Below are 17,279 nucleotides of genomic sequence, written 5' to 3' on the forward strand. Positions count from 1 at the left end.
GCGCATTGGGGGCATCCGGCAAGGCCAGAGCGCCACCTGTCCCGCGCGGCGGATGTATAGCGGCGGGGGGCTGATACGTCACGCCCGCTTTAGCTGGTCTCGCGACGGAATCGGGCCGGTGTGGCATTTTTCTCAGCCGCATCAGGGCCTCCGGAGCTGCCCGGGTCGCGCCGGTCGCCTCGCGGTGTTCCCCGGTCGCCTCTTGGCGTACCGCGTGCCGCAATTTCGGCGACCAGCGTGGTGAGATTGCCGACGCTGTTGAGGGTGAGCCCTGAATCGCCACCGCTCTCGCCGCGGGCCGATTCGGGCAGGATGGCGCGGGCGAAGCCGAGCTTGAGGGCCTCCTTGAGCCGGGCCGGGGTCTGCGCCACCGGGCGGATCGCGCCCGATAGCGAAATCTCGCCGAAATAGACCGCATCCGTCGGCAGCGGCGCGTTCACCAGCGAGGAGACCAGCGCGGCCGCCGCGGCAAGGTCCGCGGCCGGTTCCTGGATGCGCAGGCCGCCGGCGACGTTGAGATAGACGTCATGTCCGGACAATTTGACGCCGCAATGCGCTTCGAGCACCGCGAGCACCATCGACAGCCGGCTCGGGTCCCAGCCGACCACGGCGCGGCGTGGCGTGCCGAGCGAGGTCGGCGCCACCAGCGCCTGCAACTCGACCAGCACCGGACGGGTGCCCTCGATGCCGGCGAACACCGCCGTGCCGGGGCTGCCGAGCTCGCGCTCGGAGAGGAACAATTCCGAGGGGTTGGTGACCTCGCGCAGGCCGAGGCCGGTCATCTCGAATACGCCGATCTCGTCGGTCGCGCCAAAACGGTTCTTCACCGAGCGCAGAATGCGGAACTGCTGCGAGCCTTCGCCCTCGAACGACAGCACCGCATCGACCATGTGCTCGACCACGCGGGGACCGGCGATCTGGCCGTCCTTTGTCACATGGCCGACCAGGATGATCGCGGCACCCGTCTTCTTGGCAAAACGAATGAGGGCCTGCGCCGAGGCGCGGACCTGGGTCACCGTTCCGGGCGCGGATTCCACCGTGTCGGTCCACATGGTCTGGATCGAGTCGATCACGATCAGGCGCGGCACCGCGCCTTCCGACAGCGTCGCGACGATGTCCTCGACCGAGGTTTCCGAAGCCAGCTGCACCGGCGCGTCCGCGAGGCCGAGCCGTTCGGCGCGCAGCCGCACCTGGGCGACCGCCTCTTCGCCGGAGATATAGACGGCGCGGTGGCCGGCGCGCGCCATCATGCTGGTCGCCTGGGTCAGCAGCGTGGATTTTCCGATGCCGGGATCGCCGCCGACCAAAAGCACCGAGCCGCGGACGAAGCCGCCGCCGGTGACGCGGTCGAGCTCGGCCATCCCGGAGGACAGCCGCGGCGCGTCCTGGGTCTTGCCGGACAGCGATTCCAGCGCAAACGTCCGCCCCTTGCGCTTGCTGCGGATCGAGACCGGCACCGAGCCTGTGATGTCTTCCTCGGCCAGCGTGTTCCACTCGCCGCAGGAATCGCACTTGCCCTGCCAGCGATTATACGCCGCGCCGCAGTTCTGGCAGACGAAGGAGAGGGTAGATTTGGCCATGGAGCAGGTGAGTCGCGCTATCGCGCACGATGCATAGCACGGTTCGGCCGCCGCGCACGATCCATCGAAGACGGAGCGGCAGATCGCGGGGCCGGCTCAGCGCGAGAACACCCGCGTTCCGCCCGGCCAGCGCGGCTTGTCGCCGACCGGGCTTGCGCCGATTTCCCAGCCGACGCCGCCCCAAAGCACGTCGACGGCACCAAGCTCTCCGGCGCTGTCGCGTACGTAAAACACGTTCGGCTTGGCGTTGACCTCCAGCGGGCCATTGCTGCCGCTGGGCTGTCGCCTCAACGCGCACCAGACGTCGGCCAGCCTGCTCTCGTGGCTCTGACCCAGTTTGGCGAGGATCTCCTTGTCGCTCGAGGCTGCGCTCAGGATGAAGGTCTGCAACGATGCGCCGCCGCTATCGTCCTCGATCTTGTTCGTGAAGCGCTGCGCGAAGGTCGCGCCTAACCAGGAAATCCTGACCGGCGCGCTCGAGGCGATGTCCTCCTTGAAATGTTCCCGCGCGACGAATTTTTCGGCGTGGGGAATTGCCGAGGTCGACGACGGATCAGACGGTTCCTCGCTTTTTGGCTGCAGGGAACATGCAACGCGGTCAGCGGCGGCAACGGCACCCGGTTGGCCCGGTCTTGTCTCGTCTGCCGCGACGCTCAAACCCTGCGTCGCCAGAACAACGGTCAACCACAGGGTGAAGCTTGGTTGGCGCATATTGTTGTTGTCCCTGAATCCGCTGTGCTCGCGGAGACAAGGTAAACCGCATCTTGCAGATGTAAATCAAAGATCAGGTTTCTGGTTAAGGATAAAAAGTAAGTTCAACTACAGCGCGAATTTGAATCAAATGCGCTTCGCGCAAGGGAACTGCTCTCTCGTTTGTACGCGCGGTCAAACGTGGATGTCCCGCCGCGACAGCAGCAGCGGCGGTTTCTCGCGCGGCGTCAGACTCGTCGGCAGAGCGCGGCAGCATCTCGCCTGCGCGCGCAACGGATCGCTCCAGCTCCAGCGAACCCGCCACGACGGATTGTTGGCGTAGACCGGAATTCGCCAGACCCAGATCGTCTCGTAGACGCTGTCGCCGAACTGCGCGACATCGGGCCTTGCCGTCGGCCAGAACGCCGAGCCGGCAACGGCGAACGTCACAATCGCCGCAGTCGTGATCATCATCTTGCGCATCGCGCGCCTGCCTTTCCCGCCTGTCGTGGGCTTTGACGACCCGCGACTCCCAATGCTTCGACTTGCGATCCCGCATTCGTCAGGCCGACATCGGCGACATCAGGCGCCGGGCTCTGCGCCCGATCTGCACGCCATGTGTCGCTGAACCTCGTCGTCTGAACTCTCGGGACTCGCATCCGGGTCGTCGATCAACCCTGTGATGCCTGCTGGAGCAAAGTTCTTTTCCGCAAACGATCAAGTGCAAGTAATGAGATTGTCATAAACGCAGCGGCCGGACGATGGCAATCCGGATAACAACGGAAGGTGAGCGCTCAACAAAACTCTTTCGGGGTACACGCCACCCGATGCGCAAAGCCCCGTAGAATTACGACACCATCGGGAGGATGTTGGTGTTCGTCACGGTGAAATCCGTTTGCCCAGGGCCTGGTCGATGTCGGAATTTTACTGCGTCATTGCAGACCACAATAGCGCCGTGCCCGCCGCCAGCATGATGCCGTCCATGATCAGGCGGAACGACTCCGGCTTCAGCTGCAGCACGAAGCGCTTGGCGATGAAGGCGCCGGCCATCAGCGAGGCGCCGGCGATCAGGCCCTTCAGCGCGATGTCCGGCGTCAGCGCGCCGAAGCGCTCGAACGTCACCGACTTGCTGACATAGAGCCCGAGCGAGCTCGCCGCCTCGGTGGCGAGGAACGCGCCCTTGCTGAGACCGTAGAACAGGAACAGCGGCACGCTGAGCGGGCCGGTCGAGGCCACGATGCCGGTGAGGTAGCCGATGAGCGCACCGCCGATTGCGAGATGCCAGAGATTGGCCTTCAGCCTGTGCCGCGCCAGCCAGTGCCGCACCGGCACCATCGCGATCAGGAATACGCCGATCGCTATATCGACCGCATGCGAGGGCAGCGCGAGCAGGGTGCGCGCGCCGAGCGCGGCGGCCGGGATGCCCGTGATCGAGTAGGCGATGCAGGCACGCCAGTCGACCTCGCGCCACCAGGCGAGGATGCGCGACAGATTGGCCATCACGGCGGCGACGGCCATGATCGGTACCGCCTGCTTCGGCCCGTACTGATAGACCAGCACCGGCATCAGCATGATCGACGAGCCGGTGCCGACGATGCCGGAAATGGTGCCGGCGACTAGGCCGACGATGAGGACGAAGAGGAAGCCCACCTGCGCGCTCCGGTGAGGTGATCCCGAGCCATGCTGAATGCGTGCCCCGGGAGAGGGGCTCAGTGTGACCTCATGGCTCGAGACGGCGCAAGGGCGCCGCCGAACCATCGACACGCCATCGTGCGCAGCGCAGCAAGACTTGGACAAATCATGTCGCGAGAATGCGGAGGTATGACTCATAGACCGCGCAACACATTTGTTGTCGACCCTGCGAAAGCAGGGACCCATAACCACGAATGCGGATTATTGCGCGCCGCCGGAACGACAAGTCCCGTTCACAACATCGGCCGCGGAGTATGGGTCCCTGCTTTCGCAGGGACGACAGAGTGATTGTGGCGCGAGCGCGACACGCAAACCCGTCACCTCAACACCACCCACGCCGGCGCGTGATCGCTGGCGCCGTCCTCGCCGCGGATGGCGCGGTCGACGCCGGCTTTCACGAGCCGCGGCGCCACTGCGGGGCTGAGCAGGAGATGATCGAGCCGCAGGCCTGCATCGCGTGGCCAGCGCTGGCGCTTGTAGTCCCAGAAGGTGAACATCGGCGCGTCCGGATGCAGGGCGCGGATCGCATCGCACCAGCCCTGATCGACCAGCGCCTTGAAGGCGGCGCGGCTCTTCGGCTGGATCAGCGCATCCTTGTCCCAGGACCGCGTTGGGTAGATGTCGAACGGCGTCGGCGCGACATTGTAGTCGCCGGCGAGCACCACCGGGACGTCCTGCTTGAGCAGCTTGGCGGCATGGGCGCGCAGCCGCTTGAACCAGGCGAGCTTGTAATCGAATTTCGGCCCGGGCTGCGGATTGCCGTTCGGCAGATAGAGGCTGGTGACGACGATGCCGCGCACCGCGGCCTCGATGTAGCGCGCTTCGTGATCGCCGGCATCGCCGGGCAGGGCGGTGCGGATCAGCACCGGCTCGGCCTTGCGCGCGAGGATGGCGACGCCGTTCCAGGTCTTCTGTCCCTGCCACACCGCGCCGTAGCCGGCCTGCTCGATCGCGGCCGCGGGAAACTCGGCGTCGCTGGCCTTCAGCTCCTGCAGACTGACGATGTCGGGCCTGGCCGATTTCAGCCAGCGCAACAGGTTGGGCAGGCGGCGGTTGACGTTGTTGATGTTGAAGGTCGCGATCTTCATGCGCACCGGCAATCGCGAACCTTGATCATGTCAGGTGGACGTCGCTGTTGGCTCGGCGGCCGGCAGTGGCGGCGGCGCAGCGGGCGCTGCTGTTGGCAAGGCTGGCGGTGCTGCGGGCGTGGCAGCCGGCTCGCTCGTCTCGGCGACCGCGTCGCTTCTCGCGGCGACGGCATCGCCGCCCTTGTAGATGCGCACGAAGCGGCGGCCGAGGCTGGTCAGCACCTCGTAGCCGATGGTGCCGAAATGATGCGCGACCTCGTCGACCGTGATGCCTTCGCCGATCAGCGTCACCATGTGGCCGCGCCGCACGGCATTCTTGTCGAGGTCGGTGACATCGACCGCGATCAGGTCCATCGAGACGCGGCCGGCGATCGGGCAGCGCTTGCCGGCGACCACGACCTCGGCGCCGCGGGTGCCGTCATTGGCGCTGGCGGCGCGGAAATAGCCGTCGGCATAGCCGGCGGCGACGATCGCAAGCCGGGTCGGCCGGCGCGCGGTCCAGGTGCCGCCATAGCCGACGGTCTCGCCGCGGTCGATGTTGCGGATCTGCACGATGCGCGCCTTGAGATCGACCACCTGCTGCATCGGGTTGTCGGCCTCCGGCGTCGGATTGACGCCATAGAGCGCGCAGCCCGGCCGCACCATCTCGAACTGGAATTGCGCGCCGAGAAACACGCCGGAAGAATTCGCCAGCGAGGCCGGCACGCCGGTGAACAGGCTCGCGATCTCGCGGAAGCTCGCAAGCTGCTTGGCGTTGGCGGGATTGTTGAGCAATTCGGCGGAGGCGAGGTGGCTCATGACCAGCGTGATGCCGTGGTCGCCGGCATTGATCCGCGGGATGATGCCCTGCGCCTCGCTGACCGTGAGCCCCAGCCGGTTCATGCCGGTGTCGATATGGATGCCGGCGCCGCCGGACCAGCCGGAGCGGCGGCAGAACACGTCCCATTCGGCGAGCTCGTTGAGATCGCCGATCACCGGCTTGCAGTCGATCCTGGCGTAGGCGTCGCCGGTGTTCTGGAAGAAGCCGCCGAGCGAATACACCGTCGCCTCGGGAGCGGCCGCGCGCACCGCGGCAGCCTCCTCGACGCTGGCGACGAAGAAGGTCTTGCAACCGGCCCTGGCGAGCGCCCGCGAAACCTGCTCGGCGCCGCAGCCATAGGCATTGGCCTTGACCACGGCGGCGCATTCGGCCGGCACCGCGGTCTTCTCGAGCTTGCGCCAGTTGGCGATGATGGCGTCGAGGTCGATGGTGAGGATACCGCTGGCGGTCGGGTGGGCCGCCAGCAAACTGGCCTCGGGTGTCAGCTGCGATTTCGCGTCAGTCACGATGTTCATGGCTCAGTTGTACGCGGGTGCCTTGCGTCGTTCAACCGAGTCCGGATCTCAGTGGCCGTGATCTGGAACCTGACCGTCGGGTGCGAGGTCGCCGAAGCGCGTGACGCTGGCCTCGAAGTGCAGATCGACCGTGCCGGTCGGGCCGTGGCGCTGCTTGCCGATAATGACTTCGGCCTTGCCGTGGGCAAGGTCCATGTCCATCTGCCACTTCTCATATTCCGGCGTGCCCGCGCGCGGCTCCTTGTTGGCGAGGTAGTATTCCTCGCGATAGACGAAGATCACGACGTCGGCGTCCTGCTCGATCGAGCCGGATTCACGCAGGTCGGACAGCTGCGGCCGCTTGTCGTCGCGGTTTTCGACCTGACGCGACAGCTGCGAGAGCGCGATGATCGGAACGTTCAGTTCCTTGGCCAGTGCCTTCAGGTTGGTGGTGATCTCGGTGATTTCCTGCACGCGGTTGTCGTTGCCGCGTTTGCCCGAGCCCTGCAGCAGCTGGATGTAGTCGATCACGATCAAGTCGAGGCCCTTCTGGCGCTTGAGCCGTCGCGCCCGCGCGGTGAGCTGCGAGATCGAGAGGCCGCCGGTTTCGTCGACGTAGAAGGGCAGCGATTGCAGCTCGATCGAACAGTCGCGGATCTTCTCGAAATCGAGCTCGGAGATGCCGCCGCGACGGATCGAGCTCGAGGGAATGCCGGTGCGCTCGGCGAGAATACGGGTGGCGAGCTGTTCGCCGCTCATTTCGCAGGAGAAGAAGCCGACACAGCCGCCATTGACTGCCTTGGTGGTGCCGTCCGCCTGGACTTCGGGCACATAGGCTTTGGCGATGTTGTAGGCGATGTTGGTGGCGAGCGATGTCTTGCCCATGCCGGGACGGCCGGCGAGGATGATGAGGTCGGACGGCTGCAGGCCGCCCATCTTGGCGTCGAGGTCGCGCAGACCGGTCGAGATGCCCGACAGCTTGCCGTCGCGCTGGAACGCCTTCGCCGCCATGTCGACGGCGATCGTCAGTGCCTGTGCGAAGCGCTGGAAGCCGCCATCATAGCGGCCGGTTTCAGCAAGGCCGTAGAGCTGCCGCTCGGCGTCCTCGATCTGGGCGCGCGGCGCGAAGTCGACCGGCGCGTCGTAGGCGACGTTGACGATGTCCTCGCCGATCTGGATCAGGTTGCGGCGCAGGCTGAGATCGTAAACGGTGCGTCCGTAGTCCTGCGCGTTGATGATGGTGGTCGCTTCGGCGGCAAGCCGGGCGAGGTACTGGCCGACCGTCATGCCGCCGATGTCGAGCTCGGCCGGCAAGAACGTCTTCAGGGTCACGGGGTTCGCGACCTTGCCCATCCGGATCAGGCTTCCGGCGGTCTCATAGATTTGCTGATGGATGGTTTCGAAGAAGTGCTTCGGCTCCAGGAAATCGGAGACCCGGTAGAAGGCGTCGTTATTGACCAGGATCGCGCCCAGCAGGCCCTGTTCCGCTTCGATGTTGTGCGGCGCACTTCGGTAGGCCGGGGATGCGGCGTCGGGCGCGAGCTTGTGGACGTTCGAATCAATCAAGGCCATGGACGAGCTTATTCTTCTGATTTCGTCGTTACTGAGATTTTCGGCTGTGGGGCGGCGATGAAGCGCCAGCCCGGCACGAAGCGAAAGGACGGATGTTTCTTATGCACGATTCACACAACGCGAGGTGTGAATCCGAAACAGCCGGATGCATTCCGCTTGACTGGGGTTTTGTCCGAAACCGGGCGGGAGCCGGCCGATCAGCACGGTCGTTGGCAAAAATTGGACGCCGCCTGAACCTTTTGCCAGGCGAGCGGACCCATGGAGAGGCGAGGCGGCTGTTGGCGTCGATTTCTCAGACCAGGATGAGGAAGGCCAGCGCGATCAAGGCGGCCACCACGCCAGTGGCGATCAGGGCGTAGTCAGTCGCGATATCGCGCTGCGGGTCCAACATCGTCTGGTGTGTTTCTCGGGTCATTCCGGACCACTACGACAGTCCGGGACAGACCTCTGTGAAGCAGATCACATGCGCCGCACTTTTTTTGCGGCAGGTTCGCGGGAACGACCCGGCGGATTCCAGGTTGTCTACGCTCAGGCAAGATACGGCGGCGATGGCTCGAGAGTTTCAGACAGCGCGATCAAGGCTTGGCCGGGCAGATGGCATGGATCGCCGCTGGCTGGCGGCGCTTGTCGATGCCATGGAGCAGGCGGCGCGTCCCGAGGTCCGCAATGTTCCCTGCGATGCCAGCTTGATTTCGGCCGCCGCGGCCCATCTTGCGCGTCCGGCGCCGACCTTTGGCCATTGCGGGTCGGCCTACAGCCTGCGCAACTAGCCGCACCCGTTCCTTCAGACCTATTCGCCGGCCAGTTGCAGCCGGGGCTTGGCCGCGCCGGCCTCCTTCAGCCGCAGGCGGGCTTCTTCGCCGCCGATATAGTCGCGGGTTATCGGGACGATGCCCTGGCGCTTGGTGAGCTGGAGCTGGAAGTTCATCATGTTCTGCACGCGGAACGACATCTCCGAGGCAGCCAGGTAGAATTCCCACATCCGGGCAAAGGTCTCGTCGTAGAGCCGCACGGCCTCCTCGCGCCGCGCCATGAAGCGCTCGCGCCATGCCTTCAGCGTCTCGGCATAGTGCAGGCGCAGGATCTCCATGTCGCAGATCAGCAATCCGGCCTTCTCGATCGCCGGCATGACCTCGGACAGCGCCGGAATGTAGCCGCCGGGGAAGATGTATTTGCGGATCCAGGGGCTGGTGACGTCGGGGCCGGTCGAGCGGCCGATCGAATGCAGCACCATGACACCGTCGTCGCTGAGCAGTTCGGCGCAGCGCGCGAAGAAGGTTTCATAGTAGGCGACCCCGACATGCTCGAACATGCCGACCGAGACGATGCGGTCGAACGGCCCGGGGATGTCGCGGTAGTCCTCCAGCAGGAAGCGCGCCGATTGCGCCAGGTTCCGCTCCGCCGCCCGGGCGTTGGAAATTTGCAGCTGCTCGGTCGACAGCGTGACGCCGGTGACGTCGGCGTCGCTCATCTCGGCGAGATAGAGCCCAAGGCCACCCCAGCCGGAACCGATGTCGAGGATGCGGTGCCCGGGCTTGATCAGGAGTTTTGCGGCGAGGTGACGCTTCTTGGCGAGCTGGGCATCGTCCAGCGTCGCGTCCGGCGTCTCGAAATAGGCGCAGCTGTATTGCTTGTCCGCGTCGAGGAAGAGCGAATAGAGGCGGCCGTCGAGATCGTAATGACGGGCGACATTGCTTCTGGATCGGCCGCGCACATTGATCTGCTGGGCGCGGCGTCCGAGGAAGCGTACCCAGGCCTGCAGCCTGGCAAAGTTCGGCAGCATGGCTGCCTGACCCATAAGCACCGCCAACACGTCGGCAACGGTGCCTTGCTCCACCACGAACGTGCCGTCCATGAAGGCTTCGCCGAGATAAAGCTCGGGATCGACCAGCACGCGGAGTTCAGCCCCTCGCGTCATGAAGCGCACGGCAACCGGTACGCCCGTGCCGTCACCGCAGGTGAACTGAGCGCCGCTCGCGGTCGTGAACGTGATCGAACCGCGGCGGATGAAGCGCCCCAAGAAGTATCGCAACAATCGGTCCATCGAAACACCAACGGAACGGCAAGCTGCACACCGACACCACCGGAGTTGATCACTCCAATGTGTCCCCAACCTCAAGATAGGCAGGGAATTAGATCGCGCTATAGCGTTGTGGTCAAAGCCGATATTCCAAAATGTGACAATTGCGTGGATGCGTCATGGGCGCGCTTCCATTCGCGCGATAATCGGCTAAAAGGTGACCGCCGCGGCCGATCCATCAGGCGCTGGCGGCGATTTTTCCGGAATCTGGAGACTTAAGGAATGTTGAGCCGAGCCCTCAGTCTGGCGACGGTGGCGCTTCTGATTGGCTGCCTGTCAGCCGTATCGGCGCAGGCGCAAAACCTCGAGGCCGGCAAGAGCCCCTCCCAGATCTTCGCAAGCACCTGCACAGCTTGCCACAAGAGCCCGCGCGGCCTGCTGAAATCGGTCCCGGCCGGTTCGCTGCCGGGCTTCCTGCGCCAGCACTACACGACGTCCAGCGACATGGCCGGCGTGCTTGCCTCCTATCTGATTTCGAATGGTGCCAACGACCCGCGCTACCAGGCCAAGGATCAGCCCAAGGGGACTAAGGGCGGTAGGGAAGGCAGGCAGGAGGCGAACCAGTCCCCGGAGCAGCCGTCCGAGCGTCCGGCCCGCCGACGGCACCAGGATGCCGCGCCGCAGGAAGGGGCCAAACCCGATGGCGATGGCTTGAATCCCGAAGGACGTCCAGCTCACCGCGGCAAGCGGATGGCCCGCCCGAGCGAGACGCCGGAAGGCGCGAAGCCGGATGACGGCCAGACGCCGCAGGCCTTGGGCGAGGGCAAGCCGTCGCGTCAGAAGCACGGCCGTCGCGGCAAGCCCGTCGAGGAGCCGAAGTCCGAGGAGACGCCCAAGGGCGCGGCGACCAGCGACGAGCCCAAGACAGACCCCAAGACATCCACCCGGCATGATGACAAGGGTGAAGCCGAGAAGCCGGCGAAGCCTGCCGCCGAGCCCGACACGGCAAAGGTCGACGCGCCCAAGAGCAATGGCGGCGGCGAGCCGGCTGCCGTGCGATCCGATCCGGTTCCGCAGGTCACACCGGCGCCTGCCGCGGCTGCGCCTGCGGCGTCCGAGCCGGCAGCAGCCGCATCTCCCGCTCCGGCGCCAGCCGCGCCGCCGGTGACTGCGACGGCGCCGCCGCCGCCACCGCCCACGACGCCAGGCTCCGGCCCGCCGGAAGCTCCGACCTCGAAGTAATCGCCAACGCCGGGCCGCAAGGTCCGGCGTATTTGTTTGACCATCATTAGAGCAGTGCTCTAGAGTGTTAATCTAGTCAGGAGGACGACTTGAGCACGGCGCGCGAAGATCTGCTGGCAGCGGGACTGGAGGTGTTCGACCGCGACGGATTTGAGGGCGCGACGGTGGCCGAGATTCGCTCCCGCGCCCGCGCGTCCAACGGCAGCTTCTTCCACTTCTTCACCTCGAAGAAGGCGCTCGCCGGCACCCTGTTCCTGGAAATCCTGCAGGCCTATCACGCCGCCATCATCAGCTCGGTCGACGCCAGCTGCGGGGCGGGCGAGGGCGTTGAGCGGCTGATCCACGCCCATCTCGATTGGGTCGTGAGCAACCGGCGCGAGGCGCGCTTCCTGTTCGAGATTTCGCGCAGCGAGTGGGTCGAGGAGGTGCGCGGCGCGCAGCGCAGCGAGAATTCGCGGCTCACCGATGGCATCGAGCGCTGGCGCGCGCCACTGCTCGCGCGCGGCGAATTGCTGCCGATGAGCGCCGTGCTGTTCTTCAGCCAGATCGTCGGGCCGGCGCAGATCTTCTGCCGCGCCTGGCTATCGGGCCGCCATACCGGCGATCCGCGCGAACAGGTCGAGACGCTGATCGCCTGCGCGGTCCGCGCGGTGGTGGCGCCGGGTGCGCCAGAACGAACAGGAGAGACTTCATGAGCGAGACCGATTCGGACTTTGCACCGATCGCGACGCGAATTCGCGACAATGTCGGCCGGCAGGGCTTCATGGGTCTTGTCGGTGCCGAGGTAGCCGAGCTGTCGCGCGGCACCTGCACGCTCGCGGTCGACCGCCGGCCGGAGCTGTTGCAGCAGCATGGCCTGTTTCACGGCGGAGTGACGGCGTTTCTGGTCGACAACGCCACCACGATCGCAGCGGCGACGTCGCGCGGCCAGCCGGCGCTGACGGCGGAATACAAGCTGAACCTGCTGTCGCCGGCCTCGGGCGATCGTCTGATCTGCCGGGCGCGCGTGATCAAGCCGGGACGTCAGGTCGCCGTCGTTGCAGCCGACGTGTTCTGCGTCATCGACGGCAAGGAGAAGCACACCGCGACCGCATTGGCGTCGATCGCCATGCTCGACGACAAGGCGGCGGCACGAATCCAAAGCCCGGCCTGATCGAGGCCGGGCTTCGTAGCGTTTAGTCGGTTGGACGATGGAGAGAAGCTTACTTCTCTTCGGCGGCCGGAGCCGGCGCGGCTTCCTCGTCCTGCTGGGCTTCCGGATCGAAGAATTCGCCGGCGGCGGCGAGCGCCTCGGCGGCAGCGTCCTGGTCTTCCTGGCGGGTCGAGATGTCCTCGCCGCGCTTGATCCGCTCGGCCTCTTCGGCGGAGCGGGCGACCGTCACGGTGACGCTGGTCTCGACCTCGGGGTGGACGGCGATCGTCACCTTCTGCGCGCCGATTACCTTGATCGGCGAGTCGAGCCAGACCTGCGGGCGCGACACCGTCACGCCGTCGGCAGCCAGCGCGGCGACGATGTCGCGCACCGTCACCGAGCCGAACAGCTGGCCGGATTCGGAGGCCTGGCGGATGATGACGATGTCGCGGCCGTCGATCTTCTCGGCGACCTTGGCGGCTTCGCCCTTGGCCTGGATGTTGTTGGCCTCGAGCTCGGCCTTCATGCCGTCATACTTGGCGCGGTTCGCCTCGGTGGCGCGCAACGCCTTGCCGCGCTTCAGCAAGAAGTTGCGGGCGAACCCGTCCTTGACGCGCACGACTTCGCCCATCTGGCCAAGCTTGGCGACGCGTTCGAGCAGAATGACTTCCATTTTCGTTCTCCTTTAGATGCAAAGTACGGGTTTAAGTGGTTGGATCGAATCTCAAGCCGCGGGCAAAGGCGGCGGTCTTGTCTGCAGATAGCGCTGGCGCAGCCCGAACACGGCGTCGGCGATGCCGAGCGCGAACATCGCCACGATCGGCCAGCCGAACATGACGACGACCGCATAGATGCCACCGAGCCAGAAGCCGCGATTGGTGAGCGACAGCGTCAAGGTGTGCAGAACGGCGAAGCCGACGAGCGCATAGGCGATTACGAGTGCCGCGGTGACGATCTGCGCCAGCAGCGCAAGCATGCCGCCGATGAAGCTGACGGCGACCGCCGCCAGCAGCGCGACCAACGTCACGGCGGGAAGCGCCGTGGTGCGGAAATCCGGCCACGGCCGATTCAACCGCCCCGAGGTTTGCGTGATCTTGCCGGCGAGCCAAAGGTTCAGCGTCAGCGTCACCATGGAGATGACCGTTGCCGCGAGCGGCGCGAAGATCACCAACGCGTCGACCAGCCGTTCGATGTCACCGCTGGGCTGGGCTTCGCCGGCGCTGAGCATCTTGAGCAGGCCACGCCGCAGCGTGCCGGTGATCGTGTCAGTATCGGTGCCGAGCGTGAGCAGTGCGACGGTCGTGATGATGATGGCGAAGGCTGCAATCCAGAGCAGGATGCGGCCGACGGGGTACCATTCAAGTGCAGGCGGCTGCTGCTTGGCGCTGTCGCCGGCTGCGCCTGCGATCGGCCGTCCGAGCAGGGCGAGGTGGCCGAGCCACCAGCCGGGTACGGCGACCATCATGGCAAACGCGATGCTGTAGGGAAGGCCGAAGATCGTGCCGAGCACGGATGCCGCACCCACTCCACCAATAGCGGCGGTGAGGGGACCCCAGCCGAGCGCCGCCACCATGATCGGCAGCGATGCGAGATAGAACAGCAATATCGAGATCAGCGCGCCCGAACTGATCGAGGCGAACATCAGCGCCGACGCGGCGCCGGCGGCAAGTGCAACAATGAGTATCCCGATCATCAGCTGTCCCGCCCCCTTTGAGCGGTTAGGGGTCCTGCTTCGAGAACCCCAACCATCGGCGACCGGACGACCCGGAAGCCTTATGAGAATGAGCGGCCGGCGACGTATGCCGCCGGCCGGAAACGATTACCTGATCACGTAAGGCAGCAAGCCGAGGAAGCGCGCGCGCTTGATGGCGCGGGCGAGCTCACGCTGCTTCTTGGCGGACACGGCCGTGATGCGGCTCGGCACGATCTTGCCGCGCTCGGAGACGTAACGCATCAGCAGCTTGGAATCCTTGTAGTCGATCTTCGGCGCATTCGCGCCCGTGAACGGGCAGGACTTGCGACGGCGGAAAAACGGACGGCGGGCACCAGCATCAGCCATGATTCATTACTCCTCGGTCGCAGCTTCTTCTTCACGCGGACGGCGCGGGCCACGGTCGCCACGGAAACCACCCTCGCGGTCGCCACGGAAGCCGCCTTCGCGGTCGCCACGGAAGCCACCACCACGGTCATCGCGCTCGCGATCGCGGTCGGCCTTGCGCATCATCGCGGACGGGCCTTCCTCGTGCTCTTCAACGCGCACCGTGAGGTAACGGATGACGTCTTCGTTGATCCGCTCCTGGCGCTCGATCTCGGTGACGACAGCCGACGGTGCGTCGATGTTCATCAGCACGAAATGCGCCTTGCGGTTCTTGTTCATGCGGTAGGTGAGGGAACGCACGCCCCAGCTCTCGGTCTTGGTGACCTTGCCGCCGCCCTGTTCGACGATCCCCGTCATCTGGGCCGTCAGTTCATCCACCTGCTGGGTGCTCGCATCCTGGCGCGCGAGAAAAACATGCTCGTAAAGAGGCATGGTTGTCCTTTCCTGTGTTGGCGCGGTTTCCGGCGACAAGCCCTTCGAGACCTTCGGAAAGGACTCGAGCTGCTCAGAAGGCGGGAGCACGGGACGACGGGCCGACTGGCCCTGCCACATCAAAATCAACGGGTGAGTTTGCTGAGACCGTCCGTTCAGCTCCCGGCCGGAGCCCACGAATGGCGCGCTTATACGGATTTTGGCCGCGAAAGCAAGGGTTCTCGGCCCCCGGATGTGCGAGGCGTCGTAACCCTCCAGCCCGTTTGACACAACCTCAGGCGTTTTCCCGTTGATTTCTTTGTTTGTATGTCATACAAATATCTTTGGGAGGACGAGATATGGGTTCGGAGACCGCCAGCGGCATGTCTGCGCCCGATCCGAAGCACGCGGTCCGCGCGACGCGGTCGGCGGGGCGCAAGATGCGCTCGCTGCTGCTCGATGCCGCCAGCCGCCTGTTCAAGGAGGACGCGGGCTCTCGGGCACATCGATCTCCGATATCGCCGCGGCCGCGGACGCCTTTCCGAGCCAGATCACCTATTACTTCCGCACCAAGGAAGCGCTGTTCGTCGAAGCCGCCAGCCGCGACATGCTCTATCTCGCGCGCGCGACCGAGCAGGCCGCCCTGAATGCGCACACCCCGCGGGACTACACCCACGCTTTGGCCGAGACCGTGACCGCGACCGACACGGTCGCCTTTTTCGCGGAGGCCTTGACCCTCACGCGGCGCCGGCAGGACCTCGCACCCCTCGTCGAGCGCACCATCGAACGGCTGCACAGCGAGGGCGCGCGCGCCTATGCGGGCCAGGTCGAGCGGCACGGCTGGCGTTCGCTGCGCGCGCCCGAGGAGAGCTCGCGGCGGTTCTGGGCGATCGCGATCGGCGTGATCGTCGAAGGTTTCGCCATGGGCCGCGCTGCCGACGAGATGTGCCGCGAATTGCTGCGCGCGCTCGGCGAGCAGGCGACATCAACTTCGACGTCGGCTAATGACGGGACGCGGCTGCGCCTGGTCGGCGATCACAGCACTTCATCCTCAACGGACGGGGAGACAAGCACATGACCGCGCTTCGCATGCGAGCCCGCGATTTCCTCACCGAGGACGAATTGGTTGCTGTGCGCGAGCGCACGACGTGGAAGGGCGCGGCCCTGATCGTGCACGCCTGGGCGCTGATCCTGGGCGCGATCGCGCTGGTCGCGTGGTGGCCCAATCCGCTGACCTATCTGCTCGCCGTTGCGATCATCGGCTCGCGCCAGCTCGGGCTTGCGATCCTGATGCATGACGGGGCGCACGGCTGTCTGTCGGCGGACGAGAGGACCAACCTGACGCTGAGCCAGTGGTTCTGCGCCTATCCGATCTTCGCGGAGACCCGCGGCTATCGCCGCTATCATCTGCAGCATCATGCGCGGACGCAGCAGGAGGATGATCCCGATCTCGTGCTGTCGGCGCCGTTTCCGATCACGAAGCTGAGCTACCGCCGAAAGTTCTTCCGCGACATCACCGGGCAGACCGGCTACCAGCAGCGCAAGGCGCAATTGCTCAATGCGATCGGGCCGAAGGAGTGGCCGTTGTCGCGGCGCGCCGCCAACTTCTGGCAGAAGCTCGGGCAGCAATGCGTCACCAACGCGCTGCTGTTCGCGGGCCTTGCCGCCGCCGGCGTGTGGTGGGCCTATCCGCTGTTGTGGCTGGTGCCGCTGCTGACCTGGATGATGGTGATCACGCGCATCCGCAACATTGCCGAACACGCCGTCGTGCCCGACAGCTCCGATCCCCTGCGCAACACCCGCACCACGCGGGCCAACGTCCTCGAGCGTCTCTTCATCGCGCCGTACTACGTGAACTATCACCTCGAGCATCATTTGCTGTTCTACGTGCCCTGCTACAACCTGCCGCGCGTCCACCGCATCCTGAGCGAAAGCCGCTATGCGGATCGGATGGAGGTGCAGCCGGGCTACGCCGCGGTGCTGCGGCTGGCGACCGCCAGGCCCGCCAGCGAGGATCGTCCGGGGCAGCTGGTCAACAGCGCACGCCGGGCGAGGGCCGGCGCCGAGGTTAACGCCGACCAGAATGCCGGCGGGTTCTAGTGTGCTGAATGCGAAGTTCGTGCGATTTCGCGGCAGCCACTTTCACGAACTTCGCATTCATAAAGCACACTAGAATCATAAGTTTGCTAGTGTCCTTATCGAATCCGAAGTTCGCTCCGAAGGTGCGGCAAATGATGCGAACTTCGGATTCGGGACACTAGCCCGGAGCCGGACCGGCATTCCCAGGGTTCCTCCGGCGCGGCTTGACAGCACCGCCTCCGTCAGTGTCTTACGGCCGGGTCCGGGGCCGGTTGCAAGGCTTGGTTGCAAGGGATTGGCCCGGACCCGCTGTGGCGCGTTTTGCGCGGCGCGGATACCGTTTCCCCTGCGGCAGGCGTAA

18 protein-coding genes and 1 pseudogene are annotated in these 17,279 nt (G+C 65.5%); 6 read left to right on the forward strand and 13 right to left on the reverse strand.

Features of this window, described 5'->3' with window-relative positions; genetic code table 11:
* Positions 1-89: 89 nt before the first annotated feature.
* The 8 genes from radA to ACVIHF_RS12855 form a co-directional block, all read right to left on the reverse strand.
* On the reverse strand, positions 90-1,580 hold the full coding sequence (gene radA, locus ACVIHF_RS12820; protein ID WP_456780669.1) for a DNA repair protein RadA: 1,491 nt from the start codon (positions 1,578-1,580) through the stop codon (positions 90-92).
* Between the two features lie 96 nt (positions 1,581-1,676).
* Entirely contained in the window at positions 1,677-2,291 is a 615-nt protein-coding gene (locus tag ACVIHF_RS12825; RefSeq protein ID WP_253608928.1) for a hypothetical protein, read from the reverse strand.
* 174 nt (positions 2,292-2,465) lie between these two features.
* A complete protein-coding gene (locus tag ACVIHF_RS12830) occupies positions 2,466-2,753 on the reverse strand; it encodes a hypothetical protein (protein WP_253608927.1) in 288 nt (95 codons plus the stop codon).
* Positions 2,754-3,194: 441 nt separating this feature from the next.
* Positions 3,195-3,920 (reverse strand): sulfite exporter TauE/SafE family protein, encoded by a 726-nt coding sequence (locus tag ACVIHF_RS12835; protein ID WP_028335150.1) that lies wholly within the window; start codon positions 3,918-3,920, stop codon positions 3,195-3,197.
* A 359-nt stretch (positions 3,921-4,279) separates the two neighbouring features.
* Positions 4,280-5,050 carry an exodeoxyribonuclease III gene (locus tag ACVIHF_RS12840; RefSeq protein ID WP_057020052.1) on the reverse strand — a complete coding sequence of 257 codons (771 nt, stop codon included), beginning with the start codon at positions 5,048-5,050 and terminating at the stop codon, positions 4,280-4,282.
* A gap of 30 nt (positions 5,051-5,080) precedes the next feature.
* Positions 5,081-6,385, reverse strand: a complete 1,305-nt coding sequence (gene alr, locus ACVIHF_RS12845; protein ID WP_310879500.1) for an alanine racemase — start codon at positions 6,383-6,385, stop codon at positions 5,081-5,083.
* A 48-nt stretch (positions 6,386-6,433) separates the two neighbouring features.
* On the reverse strand, positions 6,434-7,936 hold the full coding sequence (locus ACVIHF_RS12850; protein WP_057019871.1) for a replicative DNA helicase: 1,503 nt from the start codon (positions 7,934-7,936) through the stop codon (positions 6,434-6,436).
* Between the two features lie 292 nt (positions 7,937-8,228).
* On the reverse strand, positions 8,229-8,351 hold the full coding sequence (locus ACVIHF_RS12855) for a hypothetical protein (protein ID WP_256520498.1): 123 nt from the start codon (positions 8,349-8,351) through the stop codon (positions 8,229-8,231).
* A 184-nt stretch (positions 8,352-8,535) separates the two neighbouring features.
* Between ACVIHF_RS12855 and ACVIHF_RS12860 the strand changes: the two genes are divergently transcribed.
* On the forward strand, positions 8,536-8,706 hold the full coding sequence (locus ACVIHF_RS12860) for a hypothetical protein (RefSeq protein WP_194295401.1): 171 nt from the start codon (positions 8,536-8,538) through the stop codon (positions 8,704-8,706).
* Between the two features lie 20 nt (positions 8,707-8,726).
* On the opposite strand, the gene ACVIHF_RS12865 is transcribed toward ACVIHF_RS12860, so the two are convergent.
* Entirely contained in the window at positions 8,727-9,980 is a 1,254-nt protein-coding gene (locus ACVIHF_RS12865) for a class I SAM-dependent methyltransferase (RefSeq protein WP_456780667.1), read from the reverse strand.
* Positions 9,981-10,238: 258 nt separating this feature from the next.
* Between ACVIHF_RS12865 and ACVIHF_RS12870 the strand changes: the two genes are divergently transcribed.
* The 3 genes from ACVIHF_RS12870 to ACVIHF_RS12880 all read left to right on the forward strand — a co-directional run bounded on the left by ACVIHF_RS12870 (position 10,239) and on the right by ACVIHF_RS12880 (position 12,351).
* On the forward strand, positions 10,239-11,198 hold the full coding sequence (locus ACVIHF_RS12870; protein WP_253608923.1) for a hypothetical protein: 960 nt from the start codon (positions 10,239-10,241) through the stop codon (positions 11,196-11,198).
* 89 nt (positions 11,199-11,287) lie between these two features.
* A complete protein-coding gene (locus tag ACVIHF_RS12875) occupies positions 11,288-11,893 on the forward strand; it encodes a TetR/AcrR family transcriptional regulator (RefSeq protein WP_456780666.1) in 606 nt (201 codons plus the stop codon).
* The gene (locus ACVIHF_RS12880) at positions 11,890-12,351 is read left to right on the forward strand and encodes a PaaI family thioesterase (RefSeq protein ID WP_456780665.1); all 462 of its coding nucleotides are present in this window, start codon (positions 11,890-11,892) and stop codon (positions 12,349-12,351) included. The genes ACVIHF_RS12875 and ACVIHF_RS12880 overlap by 4 nt, the downstream gene beginning before the upstream one ends.
* Positions 12,352-12,400: 49 nt before the next feature.
* Here the strand turns inward: ACVIHF_RS12880 and rplI are convergent, their stop codons facing one another.
* The 4 genes from rplI to rpsF all read right to left on the reverse strand — a co-directional run bounded on the left by rplI (position 12,401) and on the right by rpsF (position 14,860).
* Entirely contained in the window at positions 12,401-13,003 is a 603-nt protein-coding gene (gene rplI / locus ACVIHF_RS12885; protein WP_168856970.1) for a 50S ribosomal protein L9, read from the reverse strand.
* A gap of 51 nt (positions 13,004-13,054) precedes the next feature.
* Positions 13,055-14,023 (reverse strand): hypothetical protein, encoded by a 969-nt coding sequence (locus ACVIHF_RS12890; RefSeq protein ID WP_456780664.1) that lies wholly within the window; start codon positions 14,021-14,023, stop codon positions 13,055-13,057.
* Positions 14,024-14,149: 126 nt separating this feature from the next.
* Positions 14,150-14,389 carry a 30S ribosomal protein S18 gene (gene rpsR, locus ACVIHF_RS12895; RefSeq protein ID WP_016844287.1) on the reverse strand — a complete coding sequence of 80 codons (240 nt, stop codon included), beginning with the start codon at positions 14,387-14,389 and terminating at the stop codon, positions 14,150-14,152.
* Positions 14,390-14,395: 6 nt separating this feature from the next.
* The gene (rpsF, locus tag ACVIHF_RS12900; RefSeq protein ID WP_029083529.1) at positions 14,396-14,860 is read right to left on the reverse strand and encodes a 30S ribosomal protein S6; all 465 of its coding nucleotides are present in this window, start codon (positions 14,858-14,860) and stop codon (positions 14,396-14,398) included.
* Between the two features lie 338 nt (positions 14,861-15,198).
* Here rpsF and ACVIHF_RS12905 point away from each other — a divergent pair.
* Together ACVIHF_RS12905 and ACVIHF_RS12910 are read left to right on the forward strand one after the other, a co-directional pair.
* Positions 15,199-15,917, forward strand: a pseudogene (locus tag ACVIHF_RS12905) (TetR/AcrR family transcriptional regulator C-terminal domain-containing protein).
* A complete protein-coding gene (locus tag ACVIHF_RS12910) occupies positions 15,914-16,939 on the forward strand; it encodes a fatty acid desaturase family protein (RefSeq protein ID WP_456780662.1) in 1,026 nt (341 codons plus the stop codon). The pseudogene ACVIHF_RS12905 and the gene ACVIHF_RS12910 overlap by 4 nt, the downstream one beginning before the upstream one ends.
* Positions 16,940-17,279: the final 340 nt, after the last annotated feature.

This window comes from Bradyrhizobium sp. USDA 4506 (assembly GCF_054058795.1).

Coding starts and splice junctions, on each gene's coding strand:
- radA (WP_456780669.1), bottom strand. CDS start 1,580: ATGGCCAAATCTACCCTCTCCTTCGTCTGCCAGAACTGCGGCGCGGCG.
- ACVIHF_RS12825 (WP_253608928.1), bottom strand. CDS start 2,291: ATGCGCCAACCAAGCTTCACCCTGTGGTTGACCGTTGTTCTGGCGACG.
- ACVIHF_RS12830 (WP_253608927.1), bottom strand. CDS start 2,753: ATGCGCAAGATGATGATCACGACTGCGGCGATTGTGACGTTCGCCGTT.
- ACVIHF_RS12840 (WP_057020052.1), bottom strand. CDS start 5,050: ATGAAGATCGCGACCTTCAACATCAACAACGTCAACCGCCGCCTGCCC.
- alr (WP_310879500.1), bottom strand. CDS start 6,385: ATGAACATCGTGACTGACGCGAAATCGCAGCTGACACCCGAGGCCAGT.
- ACVIHF_RS12850 (WP_057019871.1), bottom strand. CDS start 7,936: ATGGCCTTGATTGATTCGAACGTCCACAAGCTCGCGCCCGACGCCGCA.
- ACVIHF_RS12855 (WP_256520498.1), bottom strand. CDS start 8,351: ATGACCCGAGAAACACACCAGACGATGTTGGACCCGCAGCGCGATATC.
- ACVIHF_RS12860 (WP_194295401.1), top strand. CDS start 8,536: ATGGATCGCCGCTGGCTGGCGGCGCTTGTCGATGCCATGGAGCAGGCG.
- ACVIHF_RS12865 (WP_456780667.1), bottom strand. CDS start 9,980: ATGGACCGATTGTTGCGATACTTCTTGGGGCGCTTCATCCGCCGCGGT.
- ACVIHF_RS12870 (WP_253608923.1), top strand. CDS start 10,239: ATGTTGAGCCGAGCCCTCAGTCTGGCGACGGTGGCGCTTCTGATTGGC.
- ACVIHF_RS12880 (WP_456780665.1), top strand. CDS start 11,890: ATGAGCGAGACCGATTCGGACTTTGCACCGATCGCGACGCGAATTCGC.
- rplI (WP_168856970.1), bottom strand. CDS start 13,003: ATGGAAGTCATTCTGCTCGAACGCGTCGCCAAGCTTGGCCAGATGGGC.
- ACVIHF_RS12890 (WP_456780664.1), bottom strand. CDS start 14,023: ATGATCGGGATACTCATTGTTGCACTTGCCGCCGGCGCCGCGTCGGCG.
- rpsR (WP_016844287.1), bottom strand. CDS start 14,389: ATGGCTGATGCTGGTGCCCGCCGTCCGTTTTTCCGCCGTCGCAAGTCC.
- rpsF (WP_029083529.1), bottom strand. CDS start 14,860: ATGCCTCTTTACGAGCATGTTTTTCTCGCGCGCCAGGATGCGAGCACC.
- ACVIHF_RS12910 (WP_456780662.1), top strand. CDS start 15,914: ATGACCGCGCTTCGCATGCGAGCCCGCGATTTCCTCACCGAGGACGAA.